The 19,833-nt window shown below is 69.0% G+C and carries 14 protein-coding genes, 1 tRNA gene and 1 pseudogene; 6 read left to right on the top strand and 10 right to left on the bottom strand.

What is annotated here, in order from left to right:
• Position 1: 1 nt before the first annotated feature.
• The 5 genes from MNQ95_RS12020 to fdhD all read left to right on the top strand — a co-directional run bounded on the left by MNQ95_RS12020 (position 2) and on the right by fdhD (position 4,971).
• Positions 2-631: a DUF1294 domain-containing protein gene (locus MNQ95_RS12020; protein WP_162410645.1), complete on the top strand. Its 630-nt coding sequence runs from the start codon at positions 2-4 to the stop codon at positions 629-631.
• A gap of 61 nt (positions 632-692) precedes the next feature.
• The gene (locus tag MNQ95_RS12015; protein WP_241954420.1) at positions 693-1,448 is read left to right on the top strand and encodes a carboxylesterase family protein; all 756 of its coding nucleotides are present in this window, start codon (positions 693-695) and stop codon (positions 1,446-1,448) included.
• A 12-nt stretch (positions 1,449-1,460) separates the two neighbouring features.
• On the top strand, positions 1,461-1,739 hold the full coding sequence (locus MNQ95_RS12010; protein WP_241953015.1) for a hypothetical protein: 279 nt from the start codon (positions 1,461-1,463) through the stop codon (positions 1,737-1,739).
• An 84-nt stretch (positions 1,740-1,823) separates the two neighbouring features.
• Entirely contained in the window at positions 1,824-4,160 is a 2,337-nt protein-coding gene (locus MNQ95_RS12005; RefSeq protein WP_241953014.1) for an FdhF/YdeP family oxidoreductase, read from the top strand.
• On the top strand, positions 4,150-4,971 hold the full coding sequence (gene fdhD, locus MNQ95_RS12000; RefSeq protein WP_241953013.1) for a formate dehydrogenase accessory sulfurtransferase FdhD: 822 nt from the start codon (positions 4,150-4,152) through the stop codon (positions 4,969-4,971). The genes MNQ95_RS12005 and fdhD overlap by 11 nt, the downstream gene beginning before the upstream one ends.
• An 84-nt stretch (positions 4,972-5,055) precedes the next feature.
• On the opposite strand, the gene pgi is transcribed toward fdhD, so the two are convergent.
• From pgi to pcnB, 6 genes and pseudogenes are all read right to left on the bottom strand, one after another.
• Entirely contained in the window at positions 5,056-6,570 is a 1,515-nt protein-coding gene (gene pgi, locus MNQ95_RS11995) for a glucose-6-phosphate isomerase (RefSeq protein WP_241953012.1), read from the bottom strand.
• Positions 6,570-6,950, bottom strand: a complete 381-nt coding sequence (gene panD, locus MNQ95_RS11990; protein ID WP_241953011.1) for an aspartate 1-decarboxylase — start codon at positions 6,948-6,950, stop codon at positions 6,570-6,572. Before panD ends, pgi begins: the two co-directional genes overlap by 1 nt.
• Positions 6,951-7,107: 157 nt before the next feature.
• Entirely contained in the window at positions 7,108-7,950 is an 843-nt protein-coding gene (gene panC, locus MNQ95_RS11985; RefSeq protein WP_241953010.1) for a pantoate--beta-alanine ligase, read from the bottom strand.
• Positions 7,951-7,975: 25 nt separating this feature from the next.
• On the bottom strand, positions 7,976-8,791 hold the full coding sequence (gene panB, locus MNQ95_RS11980) for a 3-methyl-2-oxobutanoate hydroxymethyltransferase (protein ID WP_241953009.1): 816 nt from the start codon (positions 8,789-8,791) through the stop codon (positions 7,976-7,978).
• A gap of 139 nt (positions 8,792-8,930) precedes the next feature.
• Complete coding sequence (folK, locus tag MNQ95_RS11975) at positions 8,931-9,440, bottom strand: 2-amino-4-hydroxy-6-hydroxymethyldihydropteridine diphosphokinase (RefSeq protein ID WP_241953008.1); 510 nt, start codon at positions 9,438-9,440, stop codon at positions 8,931-8,933.
• Positions 9,437-10,741 (bottom strand): annotated as a pseudogene (pcnB, locus tag MNQ95_RS11970) (polynucleotide adenylyltransferase PcnB); the annotation flags it as partial. The pseudogene pcnB and the gene folK, both read right to left, overlap by 4 nt.
• Positions 10,742-10,865: 124 nt before the next feature.
• Between pcnB and MNQ95_RS11965 the strand changes: the two are divergent.
• Positions 10,866-10,940 (top strand) — tRNA-Glu (locus MNQ95_RS11965).
• 135 nt (positions 10,941-11,075) lie between these two features.
• Here MNQ95_RS11965 and MNQ95_RS11960 read toward each other — a convergent pair.
• The 4 genes from MNQ95_RS11960 to MNQ95_RS11945 all read right to left on the bottom strand — a co-directional run bounded on the left by MNQ95_RS11960 (position 11,076) and on the right by MNQ95_RS11945 (position 19,810).
• Positions 11,076-12,506, bottom strand: coding sequence for a sugar porter family MFS transporter (locus tag MNQ95_RS11960; protein WP_162410655.1), 1,431 nt, complete (start codon positions 12,504-12,506; stop codon positions 11,076-11,078).
• Between the two features lie 282 nt (positions 12,507-12,788).
• On the bottom strand, positions 12,789-15,215 hold the full coding sequence (locus MNQ95_RS11955; RefSeq protein WP_241953007.1) for a glycoside hydrolase family 95 protein: 2,427 nt from the start codon (positions 15,213-15,215) through the stop codon (positions 12,789-12,791).
• 7 nt (positions 15,216-15,222) lie between these two features.
• On the bottom strand, positions 15,223-18,069 hold the full coding sequence (locus MNQ95_RS11950) for a TIM-barrel domain-containing protein (protein WP_241953006.1): 2,847 nt from the start codon (positions 18,067-18,069) through the stop codon (positions 15,223-15,225).
• A gap of 43 nt (positions 18,070-18,112) precedes the next feature.
• Entirely contained in the window at positions 18,113-19,810 is a 1,698-nt protein-coding gene (locus MNQ95_RS11945) for a GH35 family beta-galactosidase (RefSeq protein ID WP_425605667.1), read from the bottom strand.
• Positions 19,811-19,833: the final 23 nt, after the last annotated feature.

Below are 19,833 nucleotides of genomic sequence, written 5' to 3'. Positions count from 1 at the left end.
CATGGAGATCCTGGGCAAGGTCGTGGACTGGAACGAGGAGCGCGGCTACGGTTTCGTCCAGCCGCTCGATGCCGGGCAGCCGCGCGCCTTCTTCCACGTGCGCGATTACCGCCAGGACGGGCGCCGTCCCGAAACCGGCGAACTGGTGAAATTCATTGCGCAACGACAGGCCGATGGACGCTGGCGGGCAAGCAGCGTGCGCCGGGCCGTCGCGCCGAAGTCCCCGCCTCCCGCACGTGCGCCATCTCCCGCGCGCGCATGGCCCGGCTGGCTGCTCCTGGCCGCACACCTGGCGGGCCTGGCCTGGGCCGTCCACGCGCAACGCCTGCCAGCGCTGGCGGCGATGCTGCTGTTCGGGCTGTGCTGCGTGACCTGGATCGCCTACGCGCTCGACAAGCATGCCGCGCAGCGCGGAAGGCGACGCACGCCTGAAGCGACCCTGCACCTGCTGGAACTGGCCGGCGGCTGGCCTGGCGCGCTGCTTGCCCAGCGCGCACTGCGCCACAAGACGCGCAAGCATTCCTATCGCGTCGCGTTCTGGTGGATGGTGTTGCTGAACCTGATGCTCACCTGGGCCTGGATACTCGACTGGCCGCAACCATGGGCGACTATGCTGTCGCCCCTGCACTGAAACCGGCGATGCGATGCGTCCATGCCCTGCCCTGCGCCTGGCGGCTCTCGTGCTGCTCTCCATGCTGACCCTGGCCTGCCAGCCGCGGCCGGGTTCACCGCCCGAGGGCGGGCACTTCGTGCAGCGCGAGCTCGTCCACGACGGCCGCAGCTACCGCTATGCCGTCTTCGTTCCCGCCGCCACGGAAGCACGGCCGCTGCCGGTGGTGCTTTTCCTGCATGGTTCGGGCGAACGCGGCCGCGACGGCCACGCCCAGACCACCGCCGGACTGGGCAACTGGATCCGTGGCCAGGCCGGTTCGTTTCCCGCACTGGTGGTATTCCCGCAGGTGCCCGGGAACGAAGAGTGGATGGGCGCGAACGCGCGCATGGCGCTGGCCACGCTGGACGCGGCCAGCAGCGAATTCAACGGCGATCCGCGCCGCACCTACGCCACGGGCATGTCGATGGGCGGCTACGGCGTCTGGGAAGTCGCCCTGCTGGCACCGGACCGCTTCGCCGCACTGGTGCCGGTCTGTGGAGGCGTGCGGATCCCGCGCGAGGCGCGACCGACGCTGTTCGTGACCGCCGTGGCCAACGAGGCCGATCCATACACCGCGCTGGCCACGCGCCTGGAGCAGGTGCCGGCCTGGATCTTCCATGGCGCGCTGGATGACCTGGTGCCACCCACCGACGACCGCCGCATGTTCGAGGCCGCGCGCGCGGTGGGTGCCGACTTCCGCTACACCGAGTACCCCGCGGGCAACCACAACGCCTGGGACGCGACCTACTCCGATCCCGCGATGTGGGACTGGCTTTTCGACCAGCGCCTGCGCTGAAGGAATCCGACGATGTCCGAACTGGTCAACGACTACTTCCAGCCCGGCTGGCGCACGCGTACGGTCGAGTGCGCCGCCTGCGAATGGCGCGGCGACAGCCGCGACATGACCCTGGAGCCGCACGAGGACTTCAGCGAGTACCTGTGCCCGCGCTGCGAGGACATCATGCTGGTGGTCCGCCATCCGGACCTGGTGCAGGTCCGCGCCGCGGCCGCGGCCGGGCATGCCGAAGCGCAGGAGCAACTGGCCTTGCTGCAGGCCTACCTGGACCGTCCGGATCGCGAGCGCTGATCCGGAGGCTGCGGCGCGCGGAACCCGCCCCCGCCATCGCGCGACGCGCCTATGATTGACCTTCGATAACGCGAGGCCGGCGCCATGGGCAAGCCTTCCGACGAATCCGGGCACGGTGCATCGGGCGAAGCATCCTTCGAACCGGACGACACGCCTGCCGGGGGCTGGGGTTCGCTGCGCGCCGTGGCCCGCGCGATCCGCGGGCAGATGGCGGTGGCGCGCTCGGCCGAAGCGCTGCCGCGGGTGAACCAGCCGGCCGGGTTCGATTGCCCCGGCTGTGCCTGGCCCGATCCGCGCCACACCTCTTCCTTCGAGTTCTGCGAGAACGGCGCCAAGGCGGTTTCGTGGGAGGCGACCTCCAAGCGCGCGACGCCGGACTTCTTCGCCGCGCACACCCTGGCCGAAATGTGGGAGTGGAACGACCACGCGCTGGAAGACGCCGGCCGCATCACCCACCCGATGGCCTACGACCCCATGCAGGACCGGTACGTGCCGGTGTCCTGGGAAGAGGCGGCCACGCGCATTGGTACTGCGCTGCGCGCCCTGCCCGACCCGGCGATGGCCGAGTTCTACACCTCCGGCCGCGCCTCCAACGAGGCTGCCTTCCTGTACCAGCTGTTCGTGCGCGAGTACGGCTGCAACAACTTCCCCGACTGCTCGAACATGTGCCACGAGGCCAGCAGCGTGGGCTTGCCCGAAGCGATCGGCGTCGGCAAGGGGACCGTGCAGCTGGAGGATTTCGAACACGCCGACGCGGTGTTCTGCGTCGGCCACAACCCGGGCACCAACCATCCGCGCATGCTCTCCACGCTGCGCGAAGTATCGCTGCGCGGCGCGCCGATCGTGGTCCTCAACCCCATGCCCGAGCGCGGCCTGGAACGCTTCACCTCGCCGCAGGATCCCGCGGAGATGCTGACCGGGCGTTCGGTGCGGATCGCCTCGACCTATTTCAAGCCGCGCATTGGCGGCGACGTGGCCGTGCTCAAGGGCATGATGAAGTGGCTGCTGGACGCCGACGCGGACGACCTGGCGGCGGGCGGCGAAGGACTGCTGGACCGCGCCTTCATCGAAGAGCACACGCGCGGATTCCAGGCCCTTGCAGACGACCTGTCTGCGACCTCGTGGTCGAGCATCGAGCGCAAGTCGGGACTGACCCGCGAAGAGATCGCCGCCGCCGCAGGGATTTACGCCAAGGCCGAACGCGTGATCCTGTGTTACGGGATGGGCATCACCCAGCATCGCCACGGCACGCAGAACGTGCAGCAGCTGATGAACTTGCTGCTGTTGCGCGGCAATATCGGCCGACGCGGCGCCGGCATCTGCCCGCTGCGTGGCCATTCCAACGTGCAGGGCGACCGCACGGTCGGCATTACCGAGAAACCCAATGCCGCGCTGCTGGATGGCATCCGCCGCACCTATGGCTTCGAGCCGCCGGCCACGCATGGCCACGATGCGGTCGCGGCAATCAAGGCGATCGCTGGAGGCCGCTCCAAGGCACTGCTCAGCCTTGGCGGCAACCTGGCCGTCGCCATGCCCGATCCGCAGGCCACCTTCGCCGCGCTGCGCACGCTCGATCTTGCAGTGCACATCGCGACCAAGACCAATCGCTCGCACCTGATCCCGGCCAGGCAGATGTTCCTGCTGCCCTGCCTGGGCCGCACCGAGCTGGACGTGCAGGCCTCGGGCCCGCAATCGGTGACGGTGGAGGATTCGATGTCGATGGTGCATGCCTCGCAGGGCCGGCTCAAACCGGCCTCGCCGCAGTTGCGCTCGGAGCCGGCCATCGTGGCCATGCTGGCGCGGGCCACGCTGCCGGCGTCGAAGGTCGACTGGGAGGGCATGGTCGCCGACTACGACCGGATCCGCGACGGCATCGAGTCGGTGTTTCCGATCTTCGCCGGCTACAACACGAAGATCCGCGAGCCGGGTGGTTTCCACCTGGAGAACGCCGCGGCGCTGCGGCGCTGGAACACGCCCGACGGCAAGGCGCGGTTCCTGGTCGCGCCGGGCCTGGACGAGGACCCCGTGAGCGGTCCCGACCTGCTCACCCTCGCCACGGTGCGCTCGCACGACCAGTACAACACCACCATCTACGGCCTCGACGACCGCTATCGCGGGATCAAGGGCGGGCGCGACGTGCTGTTCGTGAACCCCGCCGACCTTGCCGTGCTGGGCCTGGCCGCCGATGCGTATGTCGACGTCGAAGCACATCGCGAAGACGGGCTGCCGACCGGGCGCGTCATCCGCCGCCTGAAGGCCGTGGCTTTCGACATCGCACGTGGCTCGGTGGCGATGTACTACCCCGAGGGCAACACGCTCATCGGTCTGGACGACCACGATCCGCGCTCCGGGACGCCCGGCTACAAGTCGGTGCCGGTGCGCCTGTCGGCATCCGTGGACAGGCAAGACGATGCCGCCTGACCCGCAAGCCGGCCGCGGGCGGCGCACGGTCACCGTCCACGGCCGGGACGACGGCGGGCGCACCACGGACGGGCGCGCAGAAGACTGGCTCGCAGAGGAAGCTCCGGTGGAAGTGCGCTACAACGGCGAACCGTTCGCCGTGATGATGGCCACGCCGGTCGACCTCGAGGATTTCGCGTGGGGCTTCTCGCTGAGCGAGGGCCGCGTCGACGGCGCCGATCGGATCGATGGCGTTGACGTGCAGGCGCGGCTGGAGGGCTTCGTCGTCGACATCGACGCGCCGTCGGCCTCGCCGCCGGAACCGGGCGATGCACGCCTGCTGCCCGGCCGCAGCGGCTGCGGACTGTGCGGAAGCCGCCGGCTCGAAGAAGTGCTGCAGGTCCCGGCCCGGGTGTCCGACGGCCCCCTGCTCGACAGCGACGCGCTGCAGCGCGCCTGCATGGCGCTGGAAGACTTCCAGCCGCTCAACGCGAGCACCGGCGCAATGCACGCGGCGGCATGGGCCTCGACCGACGGACGGATCCTGCGCGTGCGCGAGGACGTGGGTCGCCACAACGCGCTCGACAAACTGCTCGGCTCGCTGGTGCGCGAAGGCGTGGACCTGCGCGCAGGCTTCGTCCTGGTCAGCAGCCGGGCCAGTTACGAAATGGTCACCAAGGCCGCGCGGCTGGGCGTGGGCGTACTGGCGGCGGTATCGGCACCCACCGCGTTGGCCGTGGACCTGGCCCGCGCCTGCGGGCTGACACTTGCGGGCTTCGTGCGCCCTGGACGCCAGGTCATCTACAGCCATCCGCAGCGGCTGGATGTCTGAGCCGCCCGTCCCGGCGAGCCCTGGCCGGTGACGCCTGCACGACCTGCTCCATCGCCGCGGGGAAACCGCGACGATGGCGCCAGATCAACCCCGCAGGCGCTGGATCAGTTCCGCGGTGACCGGATCGGAGGCCTTTGATTCCCCACGCAGCGCCGGCAGCAGCGTACTGGCGACCTGCTTGCCCAGTTCGACGCCGAACTGGTCGAACGCGTTGATGCCCCACACCACCGACTGCACGTAAACGCTGTGCTCGTACATTGCCAGCAACGCGCCCAGCGACTGCGGGGTCAGCGCATCGAGCAGGATCGTGGTACTCGGCCGCCCGCCCGGATAGGCGCGATGCGGATCATCGCTGGCCTGGCCGTTGGCTAGCGCTTCGGTCTGCGCCAGCAGGTTGGACAGCAGCGCCTCGTGGTTGGCGGCATAGGGATCGTCGTTGTGCACCGTGCCGATGAAATCGGCAGGCACGATTCCGGTGCCCTGGTGCAGCGCCTGGAAGAAGCTGTGCTGCACGTCGGTGCCCGCCCCGCCCCACCACACCGGCACGGTATCGGCGGCGACCGGGCTGCCGTCGAGCTGCACGCGCTTGCCCAGCGACTCCATCACCAGCTGCTGCAGATAGGCCGGCAGCAGCGCCAGGCGCTGGTCGTAGGTCATCACCGCCTGCGAGGCCAAGCCCAGGGCGTTGCGATTCCAGACCGCGGCCAGGCCATGGCGCACGGCCAGGTTGGACTCCAGCGGCGCTTCGAGCGCATGACGGTCGAACTGCGCGGCGCCCTCCAGCAGCTGCTCGAAGCCCTTGAAGCCGATCGCCAACGCGATCGGGAAACCGACCGCCGACCACAGCGAGTAACGCCCACCCACCCAGTCCCACATCGGCAGCACGCGTTCGGCGGCGATATCGAACGCGACCGCGGCGCGTTCGGGATTGGCGCTCACCGCGTAGATGCGTTCACTGCCACCGAGCCAGTCGCGGACGATCGCGCCATTGAGCAGCGTTTCCTGCGTACCGAACGTCTTGGAGATGAAGACCGCGGCGGTGCGCCTGGGGTCCAGTGGCGCCAGCACGCGCTGCGCGGCGGCGCCATCGACATTGGAGATGAAGTGCACGCGGAAGCGGCCCGGCAACGGGCCGCGCAGCGCATCGACCACCAGCCGAGGGCCCAGGTCCGAACCGCCGATGCCGACGCTGACGATGTCGGTGACGTCGGTCGCCTCCAGTGCCTCGATGAGTCCACGCATGCGCTGGCGCACTTCGGCAGCGGTGCGGAAGGCCTCCCGCGCGGCCGGCGCCGTCGACACGTCGCCGCGCAGCGCCGTGTGCAGGACCGCGCGGTCTTCGGTGACGTTGATCTTCTCGCCGTCGAACAGGCGCCGGAATGCGCCGGCCAGGTCGCGCTCGCGGCCCAGCTGCAGCAATGCTTCCCAGGCCTGCGCGTCATAGCGCTGGCGGGCGAAGGTCGCGTACAGCGGACCGACCTGCAGCGCCTGCGTGCCGATCCGCTCCGGCTCGCTGTCCAGCAGCCCGGGAATACTGGCGCCGGACAGGCGCGCGGCATGGGACTGGAGAAGCTGGAAACCAGGAGCGGAAACGGTCATCAGGCGGCCTGCTTGGGGATCGAATGGTTGGTGTGGGTGATGCGATTGCCGGCGTCCACGTAGACCAGGTCCGGCTGGAAGGTCGCCGCTTCATCCGCATCCAGTTGCGCGAACGCGGCGATGATCACCAGGTCGCCCACCTGCACGTGGCGCGCGGCGCCGCCGTTGAGCGAGATGATCCCGCTGCCTTCGTCGGCACGGATGGCGTAGGTGGTGAAGCGGCTTCCGTTGGTGACGTCCCACACGTGCACCTGCTCGAATTCGCGGATGCCGGTCGCGTCGAGCAGCAGGCCGTCGATCGCCACGGAACCCTCGTAATTCAGTTCCGAGTGGGTGACGGTGGCGCGGTGGATCTTGGCTTTGAGCAGGGTCAGGTGCATCGGGTCTTCAACTCTTCGTCGTGGATGGTAGCAATGCAGGCGCCGTCGATGCGACGGAAACGCCGTGCGGAGGCGCATGCGCGGCGCTTGGCCGTTGCACGCGAAACGGTGGCGCGCATCGGGCGGCACGGGCCGCACCGCCGCCTGCCATGCGGAATCAGAATTCGATGTTGTCGATCAGGCGCGTCGTGCCCAGCCGGGCGGCGACCAGGGCCACGCGCGGACCGTGCATGCCATCGACCGGTTCGCCCAGGTCGGGCAGGCGCAACGCGGCGTAGTCGACCACGAAGCCGGCGCCGCGCAACTGCGCGCCGGCCTGCGCTTCAACCACCGTACGCGGTGCACCGGCCAGGCACGCATCGCGCATGTCGCGCAGCACGCGATGGATCGTCGCCGCGCGCGGACGCTGGTCGGCATCCAGGTACTGGTTGCGCGAACTCATCGCCAGGCCATCGGCCTCGCGGACGATGCCGCCGCCGAGGATCCCGATCGGGAACTGCAGGTCGGCGACCAGCTGCCGGATCACGGCCAGCTGCTGGTAGTCCTTCTTGCCGAAGGCGGCGACATCGGGAAGCACCTGGTTGAACAGGCGGCTGACCACCGTGCAAACGCCATCGAAATGCCCCGGCCGGCATTCGCCTTCCAGCACCGAACTCACCCCGGGCACGCGGACCCGCGAGGCCAGCTCCACGCCGAACGGATACATCGACTCGACCGTCGGCAGCCACAGCACGTCGCAACCGGCGCCTTCCAGTCCAGCCGTATCGGCGTCGGGGGTGCGCGGGTAGCGGGTGAAGTCCTCGTTGGGGCCGAACTGGGTCGGATTGACGAACACGCTGGACACGACGCGGTCGGCGTACTGCCGCGCGAGCATCACCAGCGAGTAGTGGCCGGCATGCAGGTTGCCCATGGTCGGCACGAAGCCGACGCGCAGGCCCTCGCGCTTCCAGCCGCGCACGCGCTCGCGCAGGGCGTCCAGTTCGGTGATGGTTTCGATCATTGCTCGTGCTCGAAGAAGGACGCGATCAGGCGTAGGCGTGTTCGGCGTCGGGATAGCTGCCATCGCGGACCGCTGCGGCATAGGCGCGCACCGCGCCGGCCACAGAACCGCCCTCTGCGAGGAAATCCTTCACGAACCGCGGCCGGCGGTGGCCGCTGTCCAGGCCGAGGAAATCGTGCATCACCAGTACTTGGCCGTCGCAGTGCGGGCCTGCGCCGATGCCGATGGTCGGCACGGAAACGGCGGCGGTGATCTTCTGCGCCAGCGGCGTCGGCACGCATTCCAGCACCAGCAGGGATGCACCCGCCTCGACGGTAGCCTGCGCATCGGCCAGCAGTTGCGCGGCCGCCTGTGCTTCGCGGCCCTGGACCCTGAACCCGCCGAGCTTGAGCACCGACTGCGGGGTCAGTCCCAGGTGGGAACAGACCGGAATATCGCGCGCGGCCAGGAAGCGGACGACGTCGAGCTTGTGCCCGGCACCCTCCAGCTTGACCATCTGCGCGCCGGCCTGGAGCAGCACGACCGAAGCGTCGAGCGCGCGCTCGGGGGTCGCGTCGGACTGGAACGGCAGGTCCGATACCAGCAGGGCCTGCTTCAGCACCCGCGCCACCGCGGCGGTGTGGTAGGCCATGTCGGCCACGGTCACCGGCAGGGTCGAGTCGTGGCCCTGGACCACCATGCCCAGCGAATCGCCGACCAGGACCAGGTCGATGCCTTCGCGGTCCATGACCCGGGCGAAACCGGCGTCGTAGGCGGTCAGCATGGCCAGGCGGCGGCCCTGGCGCTTGGCCTCGGCCAGCGCGGGCACGGTCCAGGGCTTCTGCTCGGCATGGACGCTCATCGGGCGGCTCTCATCAGGCGAGTCTCATCGGGTGCGGTCTCATCAGGGGATTCGCGCGGAGCGCGTACGGTCCGCCAAGCGGGACATTATCGCCCACCGCCCGCGCGAGGACGCGATCATGGCGGGAACGATCGCCGGATCAGTCCGTTCCCGAAGCATCGATCGCCTCGACGCCCGCGGTATCGACCCCGCGCAGGGCATCGCCGACCGTCCCGTGCCCCGGGAACGGCTCGGCCGGCGCGATCTCCGCCAGCGGCACCAGGGCGAAGGCTCGCTCGTGCAGGTGCGGATGCGGCACGCGCAGGCCCGGCTCGTCGATCATCCGCCCGGCGTAGAGCAGCAGGTCCAGGTCGAGCACGCGCGGACCCCAGCGCGCGTCCGGATCGCGCTGGCGGCCGGCCTCTCGCTCGATCCCCAGCAGGGCGTCCAGCAGCTCCAGGGGGGTAAGGCCGGTCTCGACCAGCGCCGCGGCATTCACGAAGTCGGGCTGGTCGACCTGGCCCCAGGCCGGGGTCCGGTACAGACGCGAAAATGCCACCAGTCGGCTCTGCGGCAGCGCGCCCAGGGCGACCGCGGCGTTGCGCAGGGTCAGCTCCGGCCGGCCGAGGTTGGCGCCCAGGCCTATGCAGGCGTGGACCGGGGCGCTCATTCGCCCGCGGCGGGGGCCGGACCGCGACGACGGCGACGGCGGCGCTTGCGCGCGGGGGCGTCATCGCCCTCGCCCGCTGCGCCCGTCGCTTCGAGGTTCGCCGACAGTTCGTCGCCGGAGCTGAGCTGGGCCTGCGTCCAGAATTCCACGTCGGCAGCGTGCGAGTCGGAAGCGGCCTGGCGCAACACCAGGAAGTCGTACGCGGCGCGGAAGCGCGGGTTCGCCAGCAGGCGGAAGACCCGCTTGCGCTGGCGCGAGCCGAAACGCGACTGCAGCAGCCAGATCTCCTGCATCGGCAGCGAGAAGCGCTTGGGCAGCGCGATGGTCTGCACCTGGTGCAGGGTCACCCGGTCGGCGGCGCGACGCTGCGCTTCCTCGGCGTGCATGCCCTGCGCCTGCAACCCGGCCAGCGCGCGGCAGTACGCCGGCCACAGCAGCAGGGCGAACAGGAACGCCGGCGAGACCGGCTCGTCGGCGGCCACGCGCGCGTCGGTATTGGCCAACCCCTGCAGGACCATGCGCCGCAGCGCGCCGGTGCGGTTCGAACGCAGTGCGGCGGCGCTTTCGGGCAGCAGGGCGCCAAGCAGGCCATGCGCTTCCAGCCGCTCGAAGCTGGCCACCGCGTGCCCGGACAGGAACATCTTCAGCATTTCCTCGAACAGCCGGGCCGGCGCGGCCTCGCCGAGCAGCGGGGCGAGCACGGGAATCGGCGCCGCGGTGCCGGGTTCGATCTCGAAGTCGAGCTTGGCCGCGAGCCGGACCGCGCGCAGCATGCGCACCGGATCCTCGCGGTAGCGGGTTTCCGGGTCGCCGATCAGGCGCATGACCTTCGCCTGCACGTCCTCGAAGCCGCCGGTGTAATCGCGCACCGAGAAGTCCTCGATCGCGTAGTACAGCGCATTGCAGGTGAAGTCGCGGCGGACCGCGTCGTCCTCGATCGTGCCGTACACGTTGTCGCGGACCAGGCGCCCGTCCTCGACCTCGCGGTCGCCGCTGCCGTCGTCGACGTTGGCGCGGAAGGTGGCGACCTCGATGATCTCGCGGCCGTAGACCACGTGGGCCAGGCGGAAGCGGCGGCCGATCAGGCGGCAGTTGCGGAACAGCGCCTTGACCTGCTCGGGCGTGGCGTCGGTGGCCACGTCGAAATCCTTGGGATGCATGCCCAGCAGCAGGTCGCGGACGGCGCCGCCGACCAGGTAGGCGCCGAATCCGGCCTCGCGCAGCCGGTAGAGCACGCGAAGGGCGTTGGGACTGATGTCCCGCCGGGAAATGGAGTGCTGGTCGCGCGGGATGGCGCGCAGGACGGGCTGCGGGAGGAGATGCGGATTGATGGGCGTGCTTCCGTGAACGGGATCGGTCCGGCCGGATTGCCGTCCGGCGGGCGCGTGAATATACTAGCGCGCCTTCGCCGGCGACACCCGCAACGCTCCCTTCGTCTAGTGGTTAGGACGTGGCCCTCTCAAGGCTAAAACAGGGGTTCGAGTCCCCTAGGGAGCGCCATCCGGCCCGGCGAAGGACATGAAAAAGCCCCGCATCGCGGGGCTTTTTCGTTTCCGGGACAGCGGCCGGGCCGGTGAAGGCGCCCGGCTGCCTGGTCCGGCCAGGGCGGCAGGCGCCGCCCGGCCGGGTCGGGGCTCAGCCCTCCATCTGTTCCAGTTCCTTGCCCTTGGTCTCGTGCACGTAGCGCAGGACGAAGAACACCGACAGGAATGCCGCGACCATGTAGATGCTGTAGGTCGCCGCCAGGCCGATGCCGGCCAGCAGGATCGGGAAGCTCATGGTGATGGCGAAGTTCGAGGTCCACTGCGCCGCGCCGGCCACCGCCAGGCCCGAGCCGCGGATCTGGTTCGGGAACATCTCGCCCAGCATCACCCACATGACCGGGCCCCAGGACATGTTGAAGAACACCACGTAGATGTTGGCCGCCACCAGCGCCAGCATGCCCATCGCATCGGACAGCTGCAGGTGGCCGTCGACCAGCGAACCGCTGGCGAATGCCAGGGTCACCAGCGCCAGCGAAATCGCCATGCCGAGCGAGCCGACCCACAGCAGCGGCTTGCGCCCGACCTTGTCGATCAGCACCAGGGCGATCAGGCACGCGCCGATGCTCAGCGCGCCGGACAGCACGTTGATCAGCAGCGCGTCGTTTTCGGAGAAGCCCACCGCCTGCCACAGCACCGCGCCGTAGTAGAACACCACGTTGATGCCGACCAGCTGCTGGAAGGTCGCCAGGCCAATGCCCACCCACACGATCGGGCGGATCTTGCCGGTGGCCTTGCTGATCAGGTCCGACAGCTGCGGACGGTGGTGGTCGGCCGACAGCGAAGCGTCGATCTCGGCCAGCGTGGTCTGGGCCTGGGCCGGGCCGTACAGCTTGCTCAGCACGGCCAGCGCCTGGTCCTTGCGCCGCTTGACCACCAGGTAGCGCGGGCTCTCCGGGATCACCAGCAGCAGCACCAGGAACAGCGCCGACGGGAACGCCATCATCCAGAACATCCAGCGCCACGCCGCATGCCCGCCCCACAGCACCTCGGTGGAGGCGCCGGCGGTCTTGGCCAGCAGGTAGTTGCTGAGGAAGGCGGCGAACAGGCCGGAGATGATCGCGATCTGCTGCACCGTGGCCAGGCGGCCGCGGTAGCGCGCCGGCGCCACCTCGGCGATGTAGGCCGGCGACATCACGCTGGCCGCGCCGACGGCGAAACCGCCGAGCACGCGCGCGACGATGAATACCAGCGAGCTGGACGCCGCGCCGGCGCCGATCGCCGACAGCAGGAACAGCACCGCCGAGATGATCAGCACGCTGCGCCGGCCCCAGCGGTCGGCCAGGCGGCCGGCGAAGAACGCACCGATCGCGCAGCCCAGCAGCATCGAGGCAACCTCGAAGCCGAGCGCCGCCTTGCTCGAGCCGAAGGCCTGCTGCAGGCCGTCGACGGTACCGTTGATCACGCCGCTGTCGAAGCCGAACAGGAAGCCGCCGATGGTGGCCACGCAGGCAATCAGGATGATGAAGCGGGTGTTTTCCCCGCTGTGCGCGGCCGTCTGGCCGGCGATGGATGGACTGCTCATTTCAACCCTTGTCGTCGTATTGGTCTTCCGCACCGGCAGGCCGGTACGCCCTCCCCCACGGTCCGCCACGCGGACCGCTCAACCGCCGACCCGCCAGGGCGGGTCGCCAACGCACACGGGTCCGCCCTCACGGACCCTCCTTTGCATCGATGCCGCACCGATCACCGGCGCGCCACAGCTTACCTTCAATGGCAGCGCTGTCGTACGTGTTCTGCAGCCACATCCGCCATGCCGCAGCGCATCATTCAATACCCGTCCGTGTGGTTGCCCGCGCGCGGCGAATCACGCACGGACCAGCCTGCCCGCCTGCCATTCGAGGATCGCCGACTGGCCGACCGCCAGTTCCAGTACGAGTGCCTGCCCGCGATGTTCGAAGCGGTAGCGGCCACCGCGATCGCTGGTGATGCGGGCCTGGCCAAGCTGACCCTGCGTCCACGCCAGGTCCACGCTCGCCGCACCCCGCACGCGCAGGCCGCGGACGCGTCCTTCGGCCCAGGCCTTGGGCAGCGCGGGCAGCAGGAACACGCTTCCTCCCCAGCTCTGCAGCAGCATCTCGGTGATCCCGGCGGTGCCGCCGAAGTTGCCGTCGATCTGGAACGGCGGGTGGGCGTCGAACAGGTTCGGATAGGTGCGCGAGGGACTGAGCAGCATCGCCAGCACCTGGTGCGCGTGTTCGCCATCGCCCAGCCGCGCCCACAGGTTCAGGCGCCAGCCGATGCCCCAGCCGGTGGCCTCGTCGCCGCGGATCTCCAGCGAGCGGCGCGCGGCGGCGGCCAGTTCCGGGGTATCGCGCACATTGATCTGGCTGGACGGGTGCAGCGCGTACAGGTGCGAGACGTGGCGGTGGTGGATCTCCGGCACGTCCATGTCCCAGTCCTGCTGCCACTCCTGCAGCTGGCCGGCGCGACCGATGCGATGCGGCGGCAGGCGTTCGCGCAAGCCGGCCAGGCGGGCGGCCAGGTCGGCGTCCACGCCCAGCAGGCCGGCGATCTCGATGCACTGGCCGAACAGGTCACGCAGCAGCTGTGCATCCATCGACGGTCCGGCGCACAGCGCGGCGCCGAACGGATGCTCGTTCTCCGGCGAGATCGAGGGGGCGGTGACCATCGCCCGGGTGGCCGGATCCTCGACCAGCGTGGCGGCGAAGAACTCGGCCGCGCCCTTGAACAGCGGCCAGACCTTTTCCAGGTAGCCGGGCTCGCGACCGTAATCCCAGCGATCCCAAAGGTGCTGCAGCAGCCAGGCCCCACCGGTCGGCCACAGGCCCCACTCGGCCCCGTCGATCGGCGCGGTCCGCCGCCACAGGTCGGTGTTGTGGTGCACGACCCAGCCCGGCGCGCCATACATCCGCCGTGCCGTATCGCTGCCGGCATCGGCCAGCTCGAACACCATCCGTTCCAGCGGCTCCACGCATTCGCCCAGCGCGTTGGCCTCGCTGGGCCAGTAGTTCATCTCGGTATTGATGTTGATCGTGTACTTGCTCTCCCACGGCGGGGACAGCAGGTCGTTCCAGATGCCTTGCAGGTTGGCCGGCTGCGTGCCGGGCCGCGAACAGCAGACCAGCAGGTAGCGCCCGAACTGGTGGTACAGCGCAGCCAAGGCCGGGTCGCCGCCATCGGCGAAGCGCGCCACACGCTCGTCGGTGGGCAGTTCCGCGACCGCTTCGGATGCACGACCGAGATCGATCGCCACGCGATGGAACAGCCGCTGGTGCTCGGCCACGTGCGCGTCGAGCAGTTGCTGCCACGACTTGCCGGCAGCCGCATCAAGCTGCGTGCGCGTGATCGCTTCGGGGTCGCCACCGATGTCGTCGAAGCGCCGGAAACTGGTGGCACCAGTCAGCAGCAGCAGAACCTCGTCGGCTCTCGTAACTTCGATCCGGTCGCCCAGGCGGCGCATCTTCCCGCCGGACGGCAACACGCGCAGCCTCGCGGCGAAGCGGAGCCGGCCCTCGATCCCGAACGCATCGCCGTTGCGTCCGCGCAACAGCAGGCCATCGTCTCCATCGGCGACCACTTCCGATTCCACGTGGTCGCAGTCCAGGCCGATGCGCAGGCCGATCCGGCCCTTCTTGTCGCCTGACAGCCGGACCGCCACGCACTGGTCGACCGGGGAGACGAACACTTCACGCAGGTGCTGCAACCCGCGTGCCTCGAACGTGCTGGTGGCCAGCGCGCGATCCAGGTCCAGCTCGCGCCGGTAGCCGTTGACGTCGGACACTTCCAGGAAATCCAGCTGCAGGTCGCCCAGCGGCTGGTACGGCATCTGTTTCTTGGGCCGGCCCATCATCGTCGCGTTGGCCAGCTTCTCGGCCTCGGCATAGCGACCGGCGAACAGCAGCCGGCGCACTTCCGGCAACGCGGCCAGGGCGTCCGATGGGGTCGGGTCGTAGGGACCACCGGCGTACAGCGTGTCTTCGTTGAGCTGCAGCCGCTCGTACTTGCCGCCGCCCCAGACCATCGCGCCCAGGCGGCCGTTGCCCAAGGGCAGCGCCTCGACCCATTGCGTGGCCGGTCGTCGGTACCACAGCCGCAGCGGCTCGGCGGCGCTGCCCGCCACGAAGGCGGGCTGTTGCGCGGCGCTCGCCTGCGCGCCGCAGGGGGCGCCTGCGGCCATGGCGGCAGCAGAGCCCGCGCCCGCCAACGCACCGGTTCCGACGGCGGCCGCGGCCGCCGTCGCCTTCAGCAGTTCACGCCGGGTCAGGTCCATCCGCACCTCACCCGCGTGGACGGTGGACCGTCACCGCCTTGCCCGTGTAGCGGACCGTGCGGTCGGCCTTGGGCTCCACCGCACCGGCGTCGTCGCGCGGGCCATCGACCCAGCGCACCCGGATCTCGCGCTGCTGCTGCATGCCCGGGAACGTGCCCTGGCGCGCACCGATCACTAGCTCGCCGGCCTTCTCGTTCCAGGTGAGCGGGATGCGGCTGGACTCGCCGCGCTCGTAGCCGTAGTTGCGGCCTTCGTCCTCGTACAGCGAGAAGCTGCCGTCGGCACCGGTATAGACCTCGATGGTCAGCGGCGCCAAGGGCTGCTCGTCGACGTACTGCTGGACCACCGTGCGCGGCACGATCGAACCGGCGCGCACGAACAGCGGCATGCGCTGCAGCGGCGCGGCGGCTTCGATGGTCTGCCCGCCCTCGTGGCGCTTGCCGGTCTCGAAGTCGATCCAGCTGCTGCCGGCCGGCAGGTACACCGGGCGGCTGGTGGACTTGAACGACGCCACCGGCGCGACCAGGAAAGCCGGACCGAACAGGTACTGGTCGGCGATGCCGCGGGCCTTCATGTCATCCGGGAAATCCATCGACATCGTGCGCAGGATCGTGCCGTCCTTGTGCCAGGTGTCGGCCGCCAGGGTGTAGATGTACGGCAGCATCGAATAGCGCAGCTTCAGGTAGTGGACGAAGCTGTCGTAGTGCGGCGTGCCTTCCGGCGCGATCTCCCAGATCTCGCGATACGGGAACTGGCCGTGCAGGCGGAACACCGGCACGAACGCGCCGTACTGGAACCAGCGCAGGCTCAGCTCGCGCCACTCGGCCAGGTGCGCCGGATCCTGGGTCTCGTAGCGCTTCTCCGGCGAGAAGCCGCCGATGTCGAAGCTCACGTTCGGCGCACCGGCCATCGAAGCATTGACCAGGCCGGAGATCTGTTCGCGCATGTCGTCCCAGCGCGGCACGATGTCGCCGCTCCAGAACGCGGACGCGGCGCGCTGCTGGCCAGCGAAGAACGCGCGCGACAGGATGAACACGCGCTTGTCCGGCTCGACTTCGCGCGAACCGCGGTACACGCCTTCCGAATGCACCAGCGGATACGAATTGAAGTACTCGATCGACGGACCGAACGCGGTCGGCGTAGTCCGCGCCTTGCGCTCGCCGATGTCGATGTTGCTGTGCAGGTCCGGCTCGGACGCATCCAGCCACCAGGCATCGAAACCCTGGCTGTTGAGCTTGGCGTTGACCTGGCGCCAGAAGATGTCCTGGGCCTCCTTCGAGTACGGGTCGTAGAAGGAATTGAGGTAGCCCTTGCCGATCCAGTCAAGTTCGCCGACTTCCACGTTGCGGTGGTACATGTGCCCGGCCGCGTCGAGTTCCTTGTAGTTGGCCGTGGTCGGATAGAACTTGGGCCACACCGAGATCATGATCTGCGCGTGCTGGTCGTGGACGTGCTTCACCATGCCGTCCGGATCGGGGAAGTTGTCCTTGTCGAAATCGTGCGAGCCCCAGGCATCCTGCGGCCAGTACGACCAGTCCAGCACGATCGCGTCGATCGGCAGCTTGCGGCGGCGGTATTCGTCCAGCGCGCCTGTCAGCTCGGCCTGGGTCTTGTAGCGCTCGCGGCTCTGCCAGAAGCCGTACGACCACTTCGGCAGGATCACCGCCTTGCCGGTCAGCTGGCGGTAGCCGGCGATCAGGTCGTCGCCGTTGTCGCCGGCGACCACGTAGTAGTCGATCATCTGCCCGGCCTCGGACCAGATCGACAGGTCCTTGGCCTCGGCCGCCGGCAGCGGGTCGCGGTGCAGCAGAGCGATGTATGCGGGATCGATCGCGTCCCACTCCACGCGGATGTCGCGCTTGACGCCGGGCTGCATGTCCAGCGCGAACTCGTGGTGCCAGGGATTCCAGTTCTGCCGCCAGCGGTCGATGACGAGTTTCCCGTCGACATAGACCTTGGCGTACTCGCTGTTGTACATCGAGAAGGTGTGGCGGCCGGCGGTCTGCGCCTCGATCGTGCCTTCCCACACCACCTGCGTGCGTCCGCCCTGGGCGGTATTCCAGCCGGCCTTCGGCAGGCCCTTGAGGTCCTTGATGTACTGGTAGTTGATCTGGCTCTCGCGGCGGGACACCTTCTCCTTGCCGTCGATGGAATAGCGCGCGGTCAGCGCACCGGGCTTGCCCTTGGCATCACGCAGCACCAGGGTCTCGCCCAGCGGACGCAGGCCGCGTGGGTCGCCGAAGCGGGTGATCGAATTGTTGTCCCAGAGGATGCCGTAATGGCGGCTGGACTGGACGAACGGGATCGCGTTGTCGATGTTGTGCTGGAGCAGTTCGACGTCGCGGCCCTTCAGGTCCATCCAGCCCTGCTGGTGCAGGCCGGTGCCATAGAAGGACTCGTCGTCGGGCGACACGAAGCGCTGGCGCACGCTCTCGAGCTTGCGGCCCTCGACCTCGAACCGCGTGAAGCTGCGCCCGCCTGCGACTTCCTGCACCAGAGGCTTGCCCTGGCCGTCGAAGAAGCTGACCCGGCCATCGGCCAGCGCCACCTCGGCGGCGATGCCGGACGCGGTCACGCGGACCCCGTCGGCAGTCTGGCTGACCTCGAATTTCGGCGTGCCCTCGACCGGCACCCGCATCAGGCTGCGGCTACGCTGGAAGTCGCCGTCGGTGTCGGCGCTGACGCGCACGATGCTGTCGCTCACCAGCTGCACGCGCACGTCAGCGGCGTTCGGATCGGCCAGGCGCACGATCACGCCATCAGCCTGACGCTCGACCGTCTGCGCAACCGCTGCAAGCGGCAGCAGCCCCACCATGATCATCGCCAGCCGGACCGGCTTCATCTGTCCCCTCATCGCACTCCTCCTCTCGGCGCCCGCGGACGCCTTCATCGGTAAATCAGTAGGTCGCCAGCTTCACCCGCAGCAACTGCGGAACACTGGAGAAATTGAGACCGTAGTCGGTCTGGTCGCCGTTCCAGCGGCGATGGAACACCCACTCGCCGTTCTCGTAGGTGCCCTCGTCCACGTACTCGTAGATCTGGCGCGCAGCCACCGCCGGGTCGGCCGCGTCGATGTTGATCCTGGCATGCGCACCGGTGACCAGGAACTCGTCCGGCCCCAGCTGCACCACCAGCGCGCGCCCGATCGGCTCCGGATTTCCGGGCGGTTCGCCCTGGAACCAGAACTGCGGCACCCCGTAGGTCACGGTCATGTTCCAGCGATCGTCGATCTTCAGCGTCTGCACCGCCTGGCCCGGCTCTTCGGCGGTGCCACGGACCTTGCCCTCGAAGCTGGCCTGGGCGATCACCCGCGCGGCCGGGCCGAGCATCTGGTAGTTCAGCGCGAACGACTCCAGCGCCTTCTCGTCCACATGCCGGGCGCCCAGCGGATAGTTCGAGTAGCGCGAGAAATCGATGCCGAACGGCGACCAGCCGATCGCCTGCTTGCCCAGTGCCGAGAACAGGTAGCGCGGATACTCGGCGCGGTTGCCGGTCTCGGCCACGAACAGCGGATTGTCCGGCCGCGAGTAGCGGTCGAGCACCGTGGTGTACAGCAGGTATTCCGGCATGTAGATGTCCGGCGCCAGCAGGTCGATGTGCGGCGCGGCGGCCTTGTACACGTCGATCACGTTGTCGGTCGGACCGCCGCTGGCGTACTGGCCCGGCTGGCCGGGATTGAACGGCCCGCGCAATGCCGCATTGACCAGCATCGGCAACGGATAGGCTTCCTTGCCCGCGGCCGCGACCTGGTCGATGAAGTGCGCGATATGCCAGGCGTGGAAGAACTCGTCGGCATCGGTCCCGAACACTTCACTCCAGGTCCCGGGCGACTTGCCGAGCTTCTGCAGCAGGGCGTCCGGCACCGGGCCCTCGAATACCCTCTGCGCCAGCGGCGAAAAGTCGCGCACGCCACCATAGGTCCCCGGCTCGTTCTGCGGCTGGACCATGATCACGGTGCGCTGCGGATCGACTGCCTTGAGGTGCTTCATCAGCTCGACGAACGCCTTGCGGTCGGCGTCAAGCGTGGCTTGTCCGTGCGGCGACAGCGAATTGAGCGTGCGGCCATCGGCGGTGATCACGCGCGGGAAACGCTCGTTGTCGAGCTTGACCCACTTGGGCGCGTAGTTGGGACCGTTGTTCTTCCAGGTGGCGAACCAGAGCAGGATCAGGCGCTGGTCATGTTCGCGCGCCTGCTTGAGCAGCTCGTCGACGAAGGAGAAATCGAACGTACCTTCCTCGGCTTCGATCTGCTCCCACGCCACCGGCACCATCACCGTGTTCGGCTTGAGCACCTCGATCGCCGGCCACACCTTGTCCAGCGCCTTGGGCCAGTTGCTGGAATTGTTGACCTGCGCGCCCAGGATCAGGAACGGCTCGCCGTCGACAAGAAGCGCATGGCGGCCGTCGCGGGTGACGATTTCGGGGATCGGCGCCTCGCCATCGCGTGCTGGCGCCGCGGCTTTTGCCTTCCCGCTGGTGGCATCTTCTCCGGTCGAGGCCACTTCACCACTGGCCGGGCCACGGCCACAGGCCACCAGCAATACCAGCATTCCGGCCACCAGCAGGTGCCAGCCGCGCATCGTCCGTTTCCTCATCAGCCTGTCCCCTTCATGTGCAT

Source organism: Pseudoxanthomonas daejeonensis (assembly GCF_022637495.1).
Taxonomy (GTDB): Bacteria; Pseudomonadota; Gammaproteobacteria; order Xanthomonadales; family Xanthomonadaceae; genus Pseudoxanthomonas; species Pseudoxanthomonas daejeonensis.
Note: the sequence above shows the minus strand (reverse complement) of the source record. Positions and strands in the feature narration are given on the sequence as shown.

Excerpts from the sequence above, each read along its gene's own strand:
- MNQ95_RS12005 (WP_241953014.1), top strand. The coding sequence starts at position 1,824 with ATGGGCAAGCCTTCCGACGAATCCGGGCACGGTGCATCGGGCGAAGCA.
- MNQ95_RS11955 (WP_241953007.1), bottom strand. The coding sequence starts at position 15,215 with ATGGACCTGACCCGGCGTGAACTGCTGAAGGCGACGGCGGCCGCGGCC.
- folK (WP_241953008.1), bottom strand. The coding sequence starts at position 9,440 with ATGAGCGCCCCGGTCCACGCCTGCATAGGCCTGGGCGCCAACCTCGGC.
- MNQ95_RS12020 (WP_162410645.1), top strand. The coding sequence starts at position 2 with ATGGAGATCCTGGGCAAGGTCGTGGACTGGAACGAGGAGCGCGGCTAC.
- MNQ95_RS11945 (WP_425605667.1), bottom strand. The coding sequence starts at position 19,810 with ATGAGGAAACGGACGATGCGCGGCTGGCACCTGCTGGTGGCCGGAATG.
- panD (WP_241953011.1), bottom strand. The coding sequence starts at position 6,950 with ATGCACCTGACCCTGCTCAAAGCCAAGATCCACCGCGCCACCGTCACC.
- panB (WP_241953009.1), bottom strand. The coding sequence starts at position 8,791 with ATGAGCGTCCATGCCGAGCAGAAGCCCTGGACCGTGCCCGCGCTGGCC.
- MNQ95_RS12015 (WP_241954420.1), top strand. The coding sequence starts at position 693 with ATGCTGACCCTGGCCTGCCAGCCGCGGCCGGGTTCACCGCCCGAGGGC.
- MNQ95_RS11950 (WP_241953006.1), bottom strand. The coding sequence starts at position 18,069 with ATGAGGGGACAGATGAAGCCGGTCCGGCTGGCGATGATCATGGTGGGG.
- panC (WP_241953010.1), bottom strand. The coding sequence starts at position 7,950 with ATGATCGAAACCATCACCGAACTGGACGCCCTGCGCGAGCGCGTGCGC.
- pgi (WP_241953012.1), bottom strand. The coding sequence starts at position 6,570 with ATGACCGTTTCCGCTCCTGGTTTCCAGCTTCTCCAGTCCCATGCCGCG.
- MNQ95_RS12010 (WP_241953015.1), top strand. The coding sequence starts at position 1,461 with ATGTCCGAACTGGTCAACGACTACTTCCAGCCCGGCTGGCGCACGCGT.
- MNQ95_RS11960 (WP_162410655.1), bottom strand. The coding sequence starts at position 12,506 with ATGAGCAGTCCATCCATCGCCGGCCAGACGGCCGCGCACAGCGGGGAA.
- fdhD (WP_241953013.1), top strand. The coding sequence starts at position 4,150 with ATGCCGCCTGACCCGCAAGCCGGCCGCGGGCGGCGCACGGTCACCGTC.